At 41.5% G+C, this 15913-nt stretch carries 14 protein-coding genes; 4 read left to right on the forward strand and 10 right to left on the reverse strand.

Going from position 1 to position 15913, the window contains the following annotated elements; translation table 11 throughout:
- Positions 1-52: 52 nt before the first annotated feature.
- A complete protein-coding gene (locus FN961_RS09555) occupies positions 53-838 on the reverse strand; it encodes a glycosyltransferase family 25 protein (protein ID WP_229814648.1) in 786 nt (261 codons plus the stop codon).
- 85 nt (positions 839-923) lie between these two features.
- Here FN961_RS09555 and FN961_RS09560 point away from each other — a divergent pair, with 85 nt between their 5' ends.
- A complete protein-coding gene (locus FN961_RS09560) occupies positions 924-1682 on the forward strand; it encodes a glycosyltransferase family 2 protein (RefSeq protein ID WP_144039954.1) in 759 nt (252 codons plus the stop codon).
- 63 nt (positions 1683-1745) lie between these two features.
- On the opposite strand, the gene FN961_RS09565 is transcribed toward FN961_RS09560, so the two are convergent.
- Positions 1746-2501 carry a glycosyltransferase gene (locus FN961_RS09565; RefSeq protein ID WP_144039955.1) on the reverse strand — a complete coding sequence of 252 codons (756 nt, stop codon included), beginning with the start codon at positions 2499-2501 and terminating at the stop codon, positions 1746-1748.
- 330 nt (positions 2502-2831) lie between these two features.
- Between FN961_RS09565 and FN961_RS09570 the strand changes: the two genes are divergently transcribed.
- Positions 2832-3680 carry a glycosyltransferase family 2 protein gene (locus tag FN961_RS09570; RefSeq protein WP_144039956.1) on the forward strand — a complete coding sequence of 283 codons (849 nt, stop codon included), beginning with the start codon at positions 2832-2834 and terminating at the stop codon, positions 3678-3680.
- Here the strand turns inward: FN961_RS09570 and FN961_RS09575 are convergent.
- On the reverse strand, positions 3652-4548 hold the full coding sequence (locus tag FN961_RS09575) for a polysaccharide pyruvyl transferase family protein (RefSeq protein ID WP_144039957.1): 897 nt from the start codon (positions 4546-4548) through the stop codon (positions 3652-3654). The two genes, FN961_RS09570 and FN961_RS09575, sit on opposite strands and share 29 nt — an antisense overlap.
- Before the next feature lie 49 nt (positions 4549-4597).
- Complete coding sequence (locus FN961_RS09580) at positions 4598-5644, reverse strand: glycosyltransferase family 9 protein (RefSeq protein ID WP_144039958.1); 1047 nt, start codon at positions 5642-5644, stop codon at positions 4598-4600.
- A 179-nt stretch (positions 5645-5823) separates the two neighbouring features.
- Here FN961_RS09580 and FN961_RS09585 point away from each other — a divergent pair, with 179 nt between their 5' ends.
- The gene (locus tag FN961_RS09585; RefSeq protein ID WP_144039959.1) at positions 5824-6582 is read left to right on the forward strand and encodes a 3-deoxy-D-manno-octulosonic acid kinase; all 759 of its coding nucleotides are present in this window, start codon (positions 5824-5826) and stop codon (positions 6580-6582) included.
- Positions 6583-6714: 132 nt separating this feature from the next.
- Here FN961_RS09585 and FN961_RS09590 read toward each other — a convergent pair whose 3' ends face one another.
- Together FN961_RS09590 and FN961_RS09595 are read right to left on the reverse strand one after the other, a co-directional pair.
- Positions 6715-7953, reverse strand: coding sequence for an NRAMP family divalent metal transporter (locus FN961_RS09590; RefSeq protein ID WP_144039960.1), 1239 nt, complete (start codon positions 7951-7953; stop codon positions 6715-6717).
- Between the two features lie 326 nt (positions 7954-8279).
- Positions 8280-8834 (reverse strand): YbhB/YbcL family Raf kinase inhibitor-like protein, encoded by a 555-nt coding sequence (locus tag FN961_RS09595; RefSeq protein WP_144039961.1) that lies wholly within the window; start codon positions 8832-8834, stop codon positions 8280-8282.
- 391 nt (positions 8835-9225) lie between these two features.
- Between FN961_RS09595 and FN961_RS09600 the strand changes: the two genes are divergently transcribed.
- Complete coding sequence (locus FN961_RS09600; protein ID WP_229814647.1) at positions 9226-10797, forward strand: TerC family protein; 1572 nt, start codon at positions 9226-9228, stop codon at positions 10795-10797.
- Positions 10798-10875: 78 nt separating this feature from the next.
- Here FN961_RS09600 and FN961_RS09605 read toward each other — a convergent pair whose 3' ends face one another.
- The 4 genes from FN961_RS09605 to FN961_RS09620 form a co-directional block, all read right to left on the reverse strand.
- Positions 10876-11931, reverse strand: coding sequence for an HlyD family secretion protein (locus FN961_RS09605; protein WP_144039962.1), 1056 nt, complete (start codon positions 11929-11931; stop codon positions 10876-10878).
- A gap of 91 nt (positions 11932-12022) precedes the next feature.
- Positions 12023-13351 carry a glycosyltransferase family 2 protein gene (locus tag FN961_RS09610; RefSeq protein ID WP_144039963.1) on the reverse strand — a complete coding sequence of 443 codons (1329 nt, stop codon included), beginning with the start codon at positions 13349-13351 and terminating at the stop codon, positions 12023-12025.
- A 2-nt stretch (positions 13352-13353) separates the two neighbouring features.
- Positions 13354-14736: a TackOD1 domain-containing metal-binding protein gene (locus FN961_RS09615; RefSeq protein WP_144039964.1), complete on the reverse strand. Its 1383-nt coding sequence runs from the start codon at positions 14734-14736 to the stop codon at positions 13354-13356.
- Between the two features lie 211 nt (positions 14737-14947).
- Positions 14948-15766: a glycoside hydrolase family 16 protein gene (locus FN961_RS09620; protein WP_229814654.1), complete on the reverse strand. Its 819-nt coding sequence runs from the start codon at positions 15764-15766 to the stop codon at positions 14948-14950.
- Between the last annotated feature and the right edge of the window lie 147 nt (positions 15767-15913).

Consider the following 15913-nt stretch of genomic DNA (forward strand, 5'->3'; position numbering starts at 1 on the left):
CGTCATACAGACACTAAATATTAATGTCTGTTTTATACTGGCAGCGATAACACTATAACTTTGGAAACTCAGGCAACTTACTACGATTACACCATAATAGAATTTCATAGCGTATTTTTTGTAGAATACGTCGAATGGGCCTTTTCTTAACAATACGCCTATCACCGGTTTTATTAATTTCACTGCCAAAATCACCATTTAAGATAGGAAATGGAGAGACAACAAAACACCGAAGAGACTTTTCAAACCAATATTGAATATCCATGTCTATCGGTCTTGCAATAGGATAAGCGTGTGAAAGAAGCCTTTTAGCTCCAGATAATGAAATAAGTTGACCCGTTGTCGTTGAAGGCAATTTCAGTACTTTTTTTAGAGTAAGACCATCCCCAAGATCCATGCAATCCACAGCCGATTTAATCTTGCTACCGTGAGACAATTTAATATAGTCCCAGTCAGAGCTAGTATGAGCCAACTTATCAACATACTTGGCCATGTCTTCAGTTAGGATGGCATCATCTTCTAACACTAAAGCAAAATCTAACTGCTGCTCTACTATCAATTCCCAACAACGGATGTGGCTCATGTAACAACCAATCTCACCATCATTGAGTATCTTGTCGTACTTGCTAAGATTAGAGGAAAGTTGGTATACATCACTCTTCTCTTTTTCACTTAACAGACTGCCACGCACAGCGGAAACTCTTTGAGGCGACAAGCCTAAAAGATCACACTGCTTAGTCATCGACTCCCACCTGTCGGTACTGGAATCTAGATTAATCACCATCACATTAAATTTCATTTTACCGTCAAAAGAGTAGTTGATATAGACTGGTAGCATAATAACATGCAGCCATTTTATTTCATAAAACTTCCCTATATGATGTTAATATCTAGCTCAACAAATTTGCCTTAACGAAGCCATTATGAAACTGCCCATTAGCGTATTTATCATCACCAAGAATGAAGAGAAGCATATTGAGAAAACACTGCAAAGTGTTTCTCTTTTCGATGAGGTGATATTAGTCGATTCTGGCAGTACAGATGGTACTTTAACGATAGCCGAGCGTTATGGCGCTAAAATCTACTCTCACCCTTGGCAGGGCTACGCCAAACAGAAGCAATACGCAATGTCGCTCTGTTCACATGAGTGGGTATTAAATCTGGATGGCGATGAAGCGATAAATACGAGTTTAATCGAAGCGTTTAAGACAATTATGGAGCAAGATAAAGCTGACAGTGTTCGTTTTTGGCGCAACGATATCTTTATCGATAAACCCTTATCATCTTGGAGTAAGAAACCCAATAACCATAGATTTTATAAGCGTTCAAAGTCTTTCTTTGATGATTCTCGCTTAGCCCATGAAAGCGCAACGGTGGATGGTAAGGAGCTCTTTATTAATGAGACTTTTGATCACTTTGGCTACTGCTCCATTGAGGCTATCACAAGCAAAAACAACAGCTATTCAGGCTTAAAAGCCGATGAAAAATTTGCTAAAGGGAAGAAGTTTTCCAACTTGAAGTTGATTACGGTTTTTCCGCTTATCTTTATCAAAGAGTATTTTATTCAACGAAAGATCTTCTCTGGAAGACGTGGTTTTATTCTGGCGATCATGGACGCCTATTACGCCTTTATCAAAGAAGCTAAGCTTTATGAACACCATCAATTAAAAGATAATAAATAGACTTCATAAGAGAGAAAATACCTATACACAGCCGTTCACTGTGTATAGCGATACAGCTCGGAATTAGAGCCCCAGAATATTACAAATCTTGGCTTTTACTCTTTTAAAGCCAACGGAGAAATCTTTAGCAAATTGACTTTGACCAACCTTATATCTTATACCGCGGTGGTCACCAATATGACGAACAGATCCTTCAGGAAAAATCGCAGCTTTAAAGCCCTTCTCATGATAAAGCTGACTCATATTCAGTTCCCCCTCTAACTCACCGATGGGGGCAAACAACTGATAATCTTTAAGTCTTCTTAAACCCGGATTAAAAGTAAAACCATGCCATAAGCTTGAGCGCTCTCTACGCTTATGATTACGTTTCATAATTTGGTAGGGAGTTGATTGATCTTCGCCACAATAAAATACTTCAGCCTCTACAGGATGTTCATTAGTGTCATTTTGCTCTCTAAGCCAAACAGTGACCACTTTCTCATCGGCATTAAGTATCTTAAATGACTCTTCGATAAACCCTTTACGGTAAAACTCCCAATCATCCTCACAGTGGAAAATGTATTCCGAAGTGACAGCTGCATAAGCTCTATCGATACTCTTCATCTGTCCAAGTTGAGGCTCATTGTTAAGCACAGTAAAATCAATATCTGAAAACTTAGCCAATACTCTCTCTAGTTTATCTCGGTTATGACTATCTTCAATAATAACGTATTGAGCTATCGGGTAAGTATTGAACTTGAAAAAGCTGATTAATGTCTCTTCAAGTAGATCGAATCGATTACAGCTAGTCAGCACGAATGAAACTTGTGGATTATCCACTTACCGGTCCTCAAAATATGGAAATATGGAAATATGGAAACAGTCTATCAAAAATGTACACTCTAGCAATGTCGAAAATAACTCAGAAACAAAATTAACAAACCCAAAGCATGTAACTCTGGTGTTAAGCAGGTCAAAGAACCAACAGGCGCCGCAACCTATTTCGTATCAACAACCCCGCAAATAAAACAAAAAGATCCACTGCGTAACAAACGCATACTGAATGTATCGCCAGCTGTGTAATTACGGGGTTTTTCCTCTTAACCTAGATAAAATGAGCGTATAAAATACCCAATCTTTAAAAGCTTACTCAAGATTGGAATTCAGTTGATGACCTCATCATTAATCATTACGACTTATAATTGGCCCGAGGCTTTGGCGCGCGTACTTGAAAGCGTGATGTCTCAATCAGTCACTCCAGATGAAATAATCATTGCAGATGATGGTTCTACCAAAGAGACAGAAGAGGTTATTCGTCAATATCAGAATCTATTCTCTATTCCAATCATCCATAGTTGGCAAGAAGACAACGGCTTCAGATTATCTCGCAGCCGAAACAAGGCTATTTCTCTCGCGAAGATGGATTACATCATAATGATCGACGGCGATATGATACTCCATCAAAAGTTCATTGCTGATCATCTTAAACACTCAGAGAAAGGCTTCTTCATTACTGGCAAGCGAGTCAAACTCTCACCGGAGTTAAGCCAAAAGCAGCTCAAATCCCCTAAGCCACTTACTTTGTTCAGCCGAGGGTTATCTCGCGGACGTGAAAATGCGCTTAGACTGCCTTGGCAGCCAAATGTAATGAGTAAGACTCAAAAAAACTGTGTTGAAGGAATTCATGGCTGTAACTTGGCTTTCTGGAGAGCAGATGTATTAACAATAAATGGTTTTAATACACAATTTGAAGGATGGGGACCTGAGGATAAGGAGTTTGCTCTGCGTATGATCAACAACGGGACCAAAAGAAAGCGTCTAAAATACGCTGGTGTCGCTTTTCATATCTACCACGACGAGAGCCCTAAAACCCTCCTCGAAGCCAATAGGGCTATTTTTGAAGAAATCAAAATAAGTAGGGCTCGCTGGTGTTCGCTAGGGATAAGCGAGTTTATAGCAATCGAATATCCCCACATCAATGAATTTGACGCTAGCTTGGTAACTCACTCACTAGCTTAACATTGTTAAACTCACCCATTGAGCGTTCAAACACGGCACGATTTTTAAAATAAGAGTTATCAAGGAAGATAACCTGCTTACCTAACAGGGTTGACGCTATACACACATGCAGGCGATTGGTCACCATCTGCTCAAAAACATCTAAGTGAGACAAAAACTGCTGAGCAGCATAAAAATTCGTCGCTTTGGTTTTCGTTCCCAATGAAAACAGTGCGGACATATCCATATTTTCAACTGGAATATCAATATCACTTCGCTCTTCATCAAGTCTTAGAGCATTTAACTTTTCATTGCCATTACGCTTAATATAACTAGCCACCTGTGCATGGCTTTTGGCACCTTTTATACGATTTCGTATAGATGATAACGAGGATTTTGCAGACATAATACGCTTAAAATCTGCACCAAATACCATATCATGACTCAGGTATATTTTAGGACCGTTACAAATACTTCTTAAGTATTCAAAACTTACCTGTTCCCGACAAAACACACTGACTTTATCACTAAGACCACTCAATGTATCTGGGTACCCCTCAATCGTACAAGGAAGCAAAATCAACTGTTTTACATGGCGATCTAAGGCCGTCACTAATGTATTTGAATAAGGGTAGTGTTCGGTAAAGCCACCGCCGCCACCGAGTACAACCACTTTATCTTTAAGCTCAAACTTATCAACGATAGAGTGACCTTTTTTCAATACTTGTTTAATCTCCCTAGGAGATACAATCCTATACTCAAGTTTCATATCATCCAGAAACTGAAAACTGGCAGCATTGATTAATGAATCCCCCGCATTTCCCGGGTTAGGGATAAATACAAACTCTTGGCCTGACAACTCTGCCAGAACACTTCTCAACTCTTCCATCAATACACCTTACCAACGTGAAACTACTAGTTAATTTATCACAAACTCGTTACGACTCTTCAAGCGAAATAATCAGTCGATCAAAAGCTTGTAAAACAGGCTCTACCTCTATCATCGACATCAAGTCTTCCCCCTTGGCACGAGTCCCCCAGGCAACGGGCTGACTATATTGAGTAGTGATGACTTCGTCATACACGCTCACAGTATTTGCCAAACTCAAATAAGGGCCTGTTCGTCCCGGATTCGAGTGAGCATAAAGGCCAATAACGGGTGTACCTTGTGTGACTGCCATATGAGCAGGGCCGGTATCTGGCGCTAATACGATTGTCGCTTGCTTTAATACTGCCAATAACTGAGTGAGCGAGGTTTTACCCACGTTATTCTCAATAGGCTGAGTGCAATTTTTTTCAATTTCGACCGCTAAGTTTCGCTCTAATTCAGAAGGCCCACCACAGAGAATCACGCTAAAGCCTTTCGAGATAGCATACTCGGCTACGGCTGCGTAGCGCTCTGGTAACCAATTACGTTCCGCTTTACTTGCTGCCGCACAGATCACCAAGGTTTTATCGCCATCAGGGATCATATTCTTGGCAAACTCTGTATCTGCAACGGGCACAGGAATGTTCCAGCGAGGAGTGAGGTCTGTTACGCCAAGTGCCTTAGCAAAACCCATAAAACCTTCGAGTACATGAGGGCTATCTAAAGCTTCAACTCTCTGGTTGGTCACCAACCACTGCCCCTCTTTGGCTCTGGCACGATCAAAACCGATACGCACCTTGACAGAAATAGCTAACGACGCAATTGTTGCTCTCAAGGCGACCTGCATATGCAACAGCACATCAAACCTTTGACCTGCTAATGCTTTTCTCAGATTAAAGTAACTTCTCCAGCCCTGTGACTTATCAAAAATAACAAACTCAACGTCAGGTAGATGCTTGAGCAGTTGATATTCAACTTTACCTATCACCCAAGTGATCTTGAGATTGGGGTACTGTTTCTGTATCGCTTGCACCATGGCCACCGCATGACATACATCGCCAATAGCAGACAGTCGAAGTAAACAAAGTGAGTTAATATTATTCAGGTCTAGAGTCATAGGTTCGGAGTTAATCTTGAAAGAAAAAACAATGAGAGTTTAAAGGAGAATGTCCAAGGTTCCAAACTTAAGTTCCTCTGAAATAACGAATCGAAAGAACAGAGGTTAAGTTAACTTATTAGTTACTGTAGAATAGCCTTGCTTGCTAACCTAAACCAAATAAAGATAAGCCAGTTCCTATGCCCACTCAACTACCTGTGACAGAGCTAACCAAAATGCAGATCAAAGAAACGCCACAAGGTTCAATCGCTTTTTGCCACCCGACACCGGATACGATCTGCAGTGATTGGTTTACCATGGAATATTGGCAGCAAAAATCGGCCATCACAGGCTCGTCGAAAGGCCGTTACACCACTTGGTTTGTAAAGCCTGATTTGATTGAAACAGGTGATAGCCAATGGGTACTGCGTCACTATTATCGGGGCGGGTTGATGGCGAAAATCAGCAAAGACAGCTACCTCTATACCGGTCTACACAAGACCAGAGCCGTATCCGAACTGGCACTACTGGCACTGCTTTATAGTGAAGACTTTCCTGTTCCGAAACCTGTGGCAGCGAATGTTGAGCGACGCGGCCTGCATTATCGTGCTGATATTATTATAGAGCGTGTCGAAGGCGCCCAAGATCTCGTCGCTAAATTGAGTAAAGCGCCAATGTCAGATGCCCAATGGCAGCAACTGGGGAGCTGTATCGCCAAGTTCCATGAGCGCGGTGTTTACCATGCTGACTTGAATGCAAAGAATATTCTGATCACCGATGATAACTTCTATCTTATCGACTTCGACAGAGGCGAGATCCGCCAACCTGATACTAAATGGCAAAATGCCAATTTAGAACGCTTATTACGCTCTTTCAATAAAGAGAAAGGGATACTTAGCTCTCTTGAATTCACGCAAGATAATTGGCAGCAGTTGATGTTAGGTTATTCAAAAGCTTAAGCTTGAATTCCCTGGAATGCTGCAAGTCGATTCTCTGTAAGTTCGATGGTGACATACATGCCACCATCTCCAGCTTTAGATTCTTAAAACAAGGAAAGTTATTAATATCTTCTTAAGCTTTTTCTAGATTAACTAGGCTCCCATAAACTTGCTGACGAAGTTACCAACATTGCCGAAACTCGCAGCAGCCATGCCTAAGACAATCACGATCCCCACCATCGACAGGTACACGGGATGTTTATAATCACCGACAATATCTTTACGGCGCGTAGCCGCCAGCATGAACCCGAGTACGATGGGAAGAATGAGACTATTGATCAAGCCTGCCAACATCAAGAGTAAGATCGGCATGTCCATCATCACAGTACCTACGCTGGTTAATATGATAAACCCGACACACCAGGTTTTTTCGTTGCGCTCAACCACTGGGAATAGCGTCTTAATCAGTGAAATGGCCATATATGAGTTACCTACTACAGAGGTAATCGAAGCAACAAACAACACCAATCCGAAAATAAAGTAACCTGTATCACCAGCACCTTGGCGAAAAGCGTCAGCAGCTGGATTAGACGTGTCCAACACTGCACCTGTTGCAATCACACCAAATACAGCAAGGAAAAGTAAAATTCGAATCACTACGGCAATCGATATTCCCGCCCATGCAGCGCACTTAATCGCACCAATCTGTTCTTTTCCTTGCAGACCAATATCAATCAATCGCTGTGCGCCAGTGTAGTAACCACCAACTGCGCCACCAACGATGGTCAGAGTGGGTAGTAGCATGTTACCCATGTCCATTGGCATTATCGCAGCACTTAAGGTTTCGCCCATTGGCGGAAGACTGGTCATTGCGACGTATGCAATCAAGATAATCATAAACAAGCCGAGGTAACGGGCCATTTGATCCATACGTTTTGATGCATTATGAACCACAAATAACAGACAGCCCACCACACCAGTGAACAATGCGCCCCATGTAGTATCAACGCCCGTTAGCACGTTAATCCCCAGTGCTGCGCCACTGACGTTACCGAAATTAAAGGCCACAGCCCCCAGTGCCAGCAAAATGCCGATAAAGTAACCTGCGCCTGGTGTAATCTTATTGGCAATGTCTTGGATACGAAGGCCGGATACACCCACTATTCGCCATAGATTCATCACAATACCAAAAGTGATAAAAATTGAGGCAAAAACAGGGAATGCCATATCGATCTTATAAATATTGGTGAAAACCGCTGTTTGCGTCAGAAAACCAGGGCCAACGGAAGTTGTCGCCATCAAAAAGGCAACGCTAAGAATGGCTTTATTCTTCCAAGATGTGGACGATGAAGTAACGGTCGAGGTATTTTCTGTTGTCGCTGGCGTGGTCATTCTGTTCCCAAAAATAGTTGTCTCTCTATTTATAAAATAGAAAAGCAACTGATCGAGATCAGCTGACGTAAAGCATCGAAATTAATGATAAGACTTACCACTGCGGGCAGCCTTTTTGCTGGGAGCGGATATTAATGACTCATCAAAAACAAGTCAATCTTTTAATTTAAGATTTAAGACAACCCATTTAAATATAATAAATCCGATGAGAATCTAAGACTTTGATATAAGCATTGCACATTGAAAATAATGAAGAGTTCAAGATTAAGATTGATAAGCCATCAACATTTATCAATGGCTTATTGTGACTCCAATCAAATGCAATACTATCTGGCGTTGGTTGGTGCCGTTAAGACAGCTTTGCCAATCACATGTTGTAAAATGTAATAGCCAGCTAATGCACCAGAGGCATGTTCAGGTATCGTTATCTTATCGGTGTCTAATGCGTACACGGTCAACTGATATTGGTGTGGCTTCGCGCCTTCTGGAGGACAAGCACCACCATAACCAGCAAAACCAAAATCATTGGTTATCATACGTGCACCTTTGGGCAGCTTAGGCATTTTAAGATTACCTGCATCGCTGCTTAAACCGCGCGCTGAAGAATCGATATTAATCACTAACCAATGCCACCAGCCACTCCCAGTAGAAGCATCGGGATCGTACAAGGTGATGGCAAAGCTTTTAGTTCCACTCGGCACATCTGACCATTTAAGTTCTGGGGATACATTATCTCCAGTACACCCCCATTGATTAAATAACTGTTCGTTATTGAAAGTTTTACCATTAATTATTTCAGGACTGGTTAGCGTTAATGCTGCTAGCGCATTAGTACTGCATATCAAACAGAATAGATAAAATAGATAAAATAGATTACGCATTTTCTGACCCTTTCATATTTATAGGACACCGCATTGTAGAACAATAATTAACCACCCTCATCAAATAAATACTATGTAGCATTGGGAAACATTCTCTTTTAAAGATATTTTCCAATAACACCGTGTACTTAAAACATCGATGACACGTTAATTTTTTACATTACGAATATTTAGGTAAAGGCCATAAATAGCCTCGCGGAGCGTATGTAATCAGAAATGATATGGCATTCTAGTGACGTAGATCACACATGAATAAATATTAATTACCGTATTAGCCCTATTTAATGCGATCTATTACGCCAGTGATTTTCGATATAAATATTCCTTACTCAGGCTAATATCGAAAACACCATTTGCTACGTCAGCATTAAAGTACGTATCGAATGAATTCGTGCAAATTGCACACACTTTGGATAAACGTAAAACAATGGAATTTCTGCTTGAACCACAATTGTGGGTTGGTTTAATTACACTGATCATCATCGAGATTGTACTGGGTATCGACAACCTTGTTTTTATCGCCATTCTCGTCAAGAAACTACCACCAGAGCAAAGAGATAAGGCCAGAACCATCGGCTTATCATTAGCGTTAATCATGCGCCTAGCTCTACTCAGCGTTGTGTCATGGCTAGTCACGCTGACCAAACCTCTGTTTAGTATCTTTGAGTTTTCGTTCTCAGCACGAGATCTGATCCTGATTATTGGTGGACTCTTCTTGCTCTACAAAGCAACTCATGAACTTCATGAGCGAATGGAAGGCGATTTGAGCAATCAGCAAAGCACCAATGTATATGCTTCATTTGGCGTTATCATTGCACAAATTCTCGCACTTGATGCAGTGTTCTCTCTTGATTCGATCATTACCGCAGTGGGCATGGTAGATAGTTTATCTGTCATGATGGTAGCAGTAATTGTCGCCATGATTGTTATGTTAGTTGCTTCTAAATCAATAACTAACTTCGTCAATGCGCACCCAACTGTCATTGTATTGTGCTTAAGCTTCCTACTAATGATTGGCTTCATTCTCGTTGCAGAAGGTTTTGGTTTCCATATTCCAAAAGGTTACCTCTACGCGGCGATTGGCTTCTCTATTTTGATTGAGTTTTTGAATCAATTGATTCAATCAAATAAAGCTAAGAAGGCTGAACGTCAGCCTCTGCGCCAACGTACAACAGAAGCCATTTTTAGATTAATGGGTAATAAACATTATAACGAACAGCACGAAGAAGATGAAAGCGAGGAGCCAGCACCAGTCAGTTTTGCGGCAGCCGAGCGCGACATGGTTACCGGAGTATTGTCACTTGCTGAGCGTAATGTACGCACGGTCATGACACCTAAAAATGAGGTGGAATGGCTAAATGTAACTGATGACATCTCAAATATTAAAGAGATCATCAAGAATAGCTGCCATCAGTTATTCCCAGTATGTGAAGGTTCGCTCGATAACTTAATCGGTATCGTACGCAGTAAAGATCTGTTGTTAGGGATCGAAGCTGGGGAAAATATTGCAGAAATAGCGTCACGCCACACTGCCTACATAGTGCCTGACTCTATCAATGCCATTCGATTGCTCGATGGTTTTAGGGAGTCTCGTGCTGGCATGGCGATACTGGCCGATGAGTTTGGTCATATCCAAGGCATTGTCACTCTTCACGATCTGCTTGAATCGATAGTGGGTGACTTCCCAGATATCGGTGAGACACCAGAAATTAACGTGCTAGATGATGCATGGCTAGTGAGGGGCTCAGCCTCATTGCATGATTTGGAATCACGTTTAGAAACACAGGGATTGACCGACAAAAATCAAGAATACATTACCCTAGCAGGACTATTGTTGAGCTTAAGTTCAAACATACCTAAGGTTGGTGATGTAATTGAATATGCTAAGTTGAAATGTGAAATTGTAGAAGCGAATGACTTTAAAATCTTAATGGTAAAAGTCAGTCACGCAGAAGCAAATTAAGCGCCTATTATTCACCGTTAACCGATGTAACCTCACTAATGTCGCTGGAAGCAATGCTTTCAGCGACATTATGACGACTTACCAAATGTAATCAAAGCTCACTTCCACAGGCACACCTTCGATACTGATAGGTAACTCGACATCTGGGGTTAATGTCACTCGTAGTACCGGTTTCTCACCATCGAACGGACCCGATAATTGCCTCGGTAAACGACCGACTAATTCTGTTGGCTCAGATACCTGTGCCCTAAAATGATCACCATTGGGTAATTTCACCGTGGCCTTTTGACCCATCATGGTGTAATCAAGATACTTAGGGTCAAGAAATGCAAATATGACTGATGAAGAACGACCAGAGATTAAAACCAATGGCTGATCTTCAGCAATATGCTCACCTTGCTGAACCAAAATATCAGCAACATGACTGTCATACGGTGTATGGATCACTAAGTCCGCTTGCTGCGCTCTGAAGTTTGCTAACTGCAGTTCAATTCCATGACGAGCTTGGGTAATGCTCCCCGCCACAGACTCAATATGTTGTCGTTCCTTTTCCTGCAGCAAATCAACTTTAGCTTGCTCTAGTGCCATCTTAGATGCAGTGTGAGCCTGTAAAATCATCGCCATATCAGAGGTAGGAACAATGCCCCTTTTCTGAAAATCCTTATAGGTTTGCAGTAAATCGTTTTGGCGCTCCACCCCTTCATCAGCAACATCTATACGAAGCTGTAACTGCTGTAGAATCGTCTTATTCGATTGAGGTTTACCTTTATGGATGCTGAGAAGTTGACGATTCAACTCATTAATTTGGGCGTTAAGTTGGACGTTGACGATCTCCAACACCACATTGCCTTTTGCTAACTGCTGACCCTGCTTAACCGAAATAGACACCAGCTCACCTTTCGCAGGTGCTCTCATCTCAAGTGGTTCTGTCGTCACAATCCCGCTGGCAAGTACAAAAACATGAGGACGAGCTAGCACCCATAACACTATCAATACAGGCGAAATAACCAATAACAGTAATAAGTACCAACGCCCTTTAAATCCACCTCGCTTTGCTGCGGCATAATCGACTTTCAACCCTTTATCCACAGTTGGCCGTTCTGACTTGCTACTAGGCTGATAACTCACCTTCATTGTCGACTTTCCTCACCTTAAACCTAATACTTCTACTACTTAAATTTAAAATATTCTTACTACTAAGAACGCCACGAAACCTTTACTACGATTAAAACTTTTTACCTCGTTTAAGCACCCACCACGGGGCCATCGAACTCTCCTCATGCGAGCGTCTAACAATCTCATTGATCAGTGCAAATAAGCACACCATACGCATAAACAGGGCATAAAATGGATAAAGAGGTAACCACAAAGACAAACGCAAATCTTGTTTAGGCCGCTCTGAAATCGCTAAAAGCACCAAGGTATAAAAAAACAGTAAAAACGCTAAATAGAGCCCATAAATAATCGCTGAAATAGAAGCGACAAACTGCCATGGGTATTCAATAAAAATCCCGACGCCATAAATAACGATCACAAATGGCATCAACACATTTTGCAGAAAACCATATAATAAAGTGAATATAAACGTACCAGTACCTAATAGCTTAGGTGTGAATGCAGGCCAATGTTTGCGGAAATACAAAAAGAGCAGATCGCCATCCCAACGTAACCTTTGCCACACTAACGTTTTCAAGTCAGCTGGTGCATCAGTGTGGCCAATCGCCAAAGTCGCAAATGGAATACGCCAATTAGGATGACGCTTAAAATACTGTTTAATGCGTAATGTCAGATCCAAATCTTCAGCGGTATGGGTATCCCAACCACCAATTTGAATCAAAAATTCACGTCGAAAAGCGCCAAAGGCTCCTGAGATATTGTTAAGCAAATTCCACTGACTCAATCCTGTTTTTCCGCCCTGCATTGAGATCAAATACTCAATCGATTGCATGCGAGTAAATATAGACTCAGACACGTTTCGCACCCGCAATGCACCGCCAACCGCAGGCACATCAGGATCTTCGAAGTAGGGGATTATTTGTGCCACCATATCATTATCAAAAGAGGTGTCTGCATCGGCATTGATAACGATATCACCGGTGGCCATATGTAAGCCGGCATTAAGCGTCGACACCCGCCCACCACGCTGCCATTTCGGCAGTACAATCACTTTTCTGTTCGGTTGCTCACAAGCTAATGCCGCTGCGGTTGCAACTCGATAAGTTAATCCATTTTGCACAGCGCCATCGACCACAGCAATAATTTCAATCTCGCCGCGGTAGGTCTGCTCTATAAAAGATTCAATGGTCGATCTAACCGCTTCTCCCTCGGCATAACAAGTAATAACGCAAGAGACCTTGGGCCGATAAAACGATTCTTTAGGTGTAGTCATAAACTGACCATAAAAAAAACGAAGAATCCCCGTTATCACCAACAACATAAGAGGCGCTTCATACATCAAAATCAGAGGCACTAACCAGATAATAAAGCTCAAGTACTCGCCTAATTGATGCCAACTATCAAGCAAGATATATAAGACAGTATTTAATTCGCTCATGCTTACATAGGCCTAGTTTTAATTAGCTGATCAGTCAGCCAGTCAGCCACATTTTCACCCATTTCAGCAGGTAAGGTTATCGCCTTAACGGTTAACTCAATCTTGGTTGTATTTTGCATCTCTTTAAGATCAAATAACTTTTTGTAAATCGGCTGCAAGTGCGCCAATTCAGTCAGCGGTAACAACATCAAGAGTCCATCTTGCGTGTAGTTACTGCAAGCATCGGTCACCCTTACCACACTTCTTAGTCTCTCTTGAATCGCATCAAGTTGTGCAAAACCATTACTCTCACCTTCAGCCGCCAAAAATTCGGCTACATTTTCCATCTGAATCGACAAAATGGTGTGAGTTTGCTTATGTCTCTTTGCCAACTTGTTCTGCCAATCAATCAACCAGTAAAATTGTTGGCCACTCATCTGCTCACCGGGAACCAGATTAAATAAGGTTTGCCCACGGCCACGCCGCACTCTATTACGCCCAGTCTGAGTCAGCTTATAGCTATATATATTCCTAACATGTAATTCATCCAGAGCACTGTGAACATGACAGTGTAGGCATTCAGCCTCTACAATCGCATCCACAAACAGGGTGTCACAGCTGTTGCAGTGCTGATTTTCAATCGGCCGGTCATAATCCACACCGATATGTCTCAGGTTTTGTAAACAATTAGGACATTGTAAAGTCGACATTTTTCGGAAACTGTCCTGCTTTCCAATATGACCACAGTTAAAACAGTGAAGACTGCTTTGATGTGAAGTGTCTATACTTTGACATTGCGGGCAAACATCAATGTAATTTAGATGTCCTGAGTGACAGCTTGGACAGAAACGCACCCTGTTCACGAGCCTATCAGTCGTGATCCAATCACTGTTTTTCACGCTATTTAACCAGCTAAAACTCTCTTCAGCGGTAATTCCCCAAACATTCAGTAACGGATAATTATAAAGGTGCGACTTAGTCGGCTCTGAATGGGGTTCTAGACAAAAATCACTATGTAGCCACAAATAACTCAAAAGCTTAGCCTCTGCTTCACCTTGGTGATCGAGTCTGACTTGTGACTTCTTAACTAAATAATCTTGATATTGCTCATGGTAATTTTTACGCCAAAGCCCGTTAGCCAAATAAGGAGTAAGCGAGCTTTCATGAGTCACGAGAATAAGGCTATGAGAGGTCAATTCATGACTTCTCAAGGAGATCAACAGCTCATCTTGTAGCTCAGCCTGAACCGATAGAACAATCAACTGAGGGCTTTCAGTTTTCGCGAACACTTCATCAGCCGAGCTGGCACTTTCAAACCATGGATGCCAAGGTTGCTCGTCATAGTTACCCAGCCACACACAGTAATCGTGTGGGAATTCAATAGTCTCGTTCACTATTTCAGACATAATACACCTTTAATACGAATTTGAAGCTGGTCTAGTTTGACCAGCTAAAACGGCTTTCGAATAAAAACTCTCTAATTTATATATGACTAATTAAAATTTAGTTCTATTTTGCCCACATGAGCAAATTTCAGGCAAAATAACACCTTAGTCTCAGACTGAAAGATGACTCAAGCGTCAGTTCTATCGTTATCTATAATGTGAAATATCAATTTTAATTACCTACAGATTCAACATCCTGAGATAATAAAGGCTGGATTTTAATCCAATCAATCAATAAGGTTTTTGGCTTCTCGCTCAATTGCCCAGTCCAAGCCATATGCCGCACACCGATATTCAAGTCAGCAGCTGTAGTGGGGATATTTCCAATGAACTCACCCTGCTTCACGCTATCTATAAAAAATTCAACGCGATCTTGATACCAATCGAGTTGATAAATATGAAAACGATCATCCTGGTGCGACGTTGCCCCCCCTTTACTATTCACAATACCTTGATGAATAAAACGCTCTGCCGTATCTGAATTTAAAGGCGCACGGTTCCATAAATTCATTCTTAAATCGGTCCAATTTGTTTGGCTTTTAAGCCCTGTACGAGCAGGTAAATCTCTATCTTGGCCAACAATTTCAAGATCGATTTCACTCAATCCTCCCCGTTCAGTGTACGTAAAAATAAAACTAGCCACCCCAGGCAAAACCATGTTTTTAGCTCGAATGCTAATGCTGTGATTAGGACCTATAGGGCTGATCATCAACATTTGAAAGGGCCACTTTATTTCAGGAGACAATCTGTTTTTCGCACCATTAACTCTGATATAGGCCAACCCATCCCCTGGTATTATTTGCTCCCAGGTCGTGACTTTTGCAAGCTCAGAACGATAACGCCACGTAACTCCAGCATGCACAGGTTTACCCGGCTTAGTAAACTCTTCGAAAATGGATATTTCTTGAGCATTAACTACAAAGGAGCTACCAAAAATTAACAATACCAATATAGCAGACAAGGTTATTCTGAATTTACACACCTCTTTCATCAACGCTCCTGCTGTACAAAAACCAAAAAACTCAAAAAAGTATTTTTTAAAATTCAGTCAGTTAATTTCAACCTCATCTAACAGTACTTATTTCTAGATAATAAGACAAAAGCAGTAAAACTTTAGTCTTATCGATTTGACGGTCAA

Origin of the sequence: Shewanella hanedai, assembly GCF_007197645.1 — a bacterium.
GTDB lineage: Bacteria > Pseudomonadota > Gammaproteobacteria > Enterobacterales > Shewanellaceae > Shewanella > Shewanella hanedai.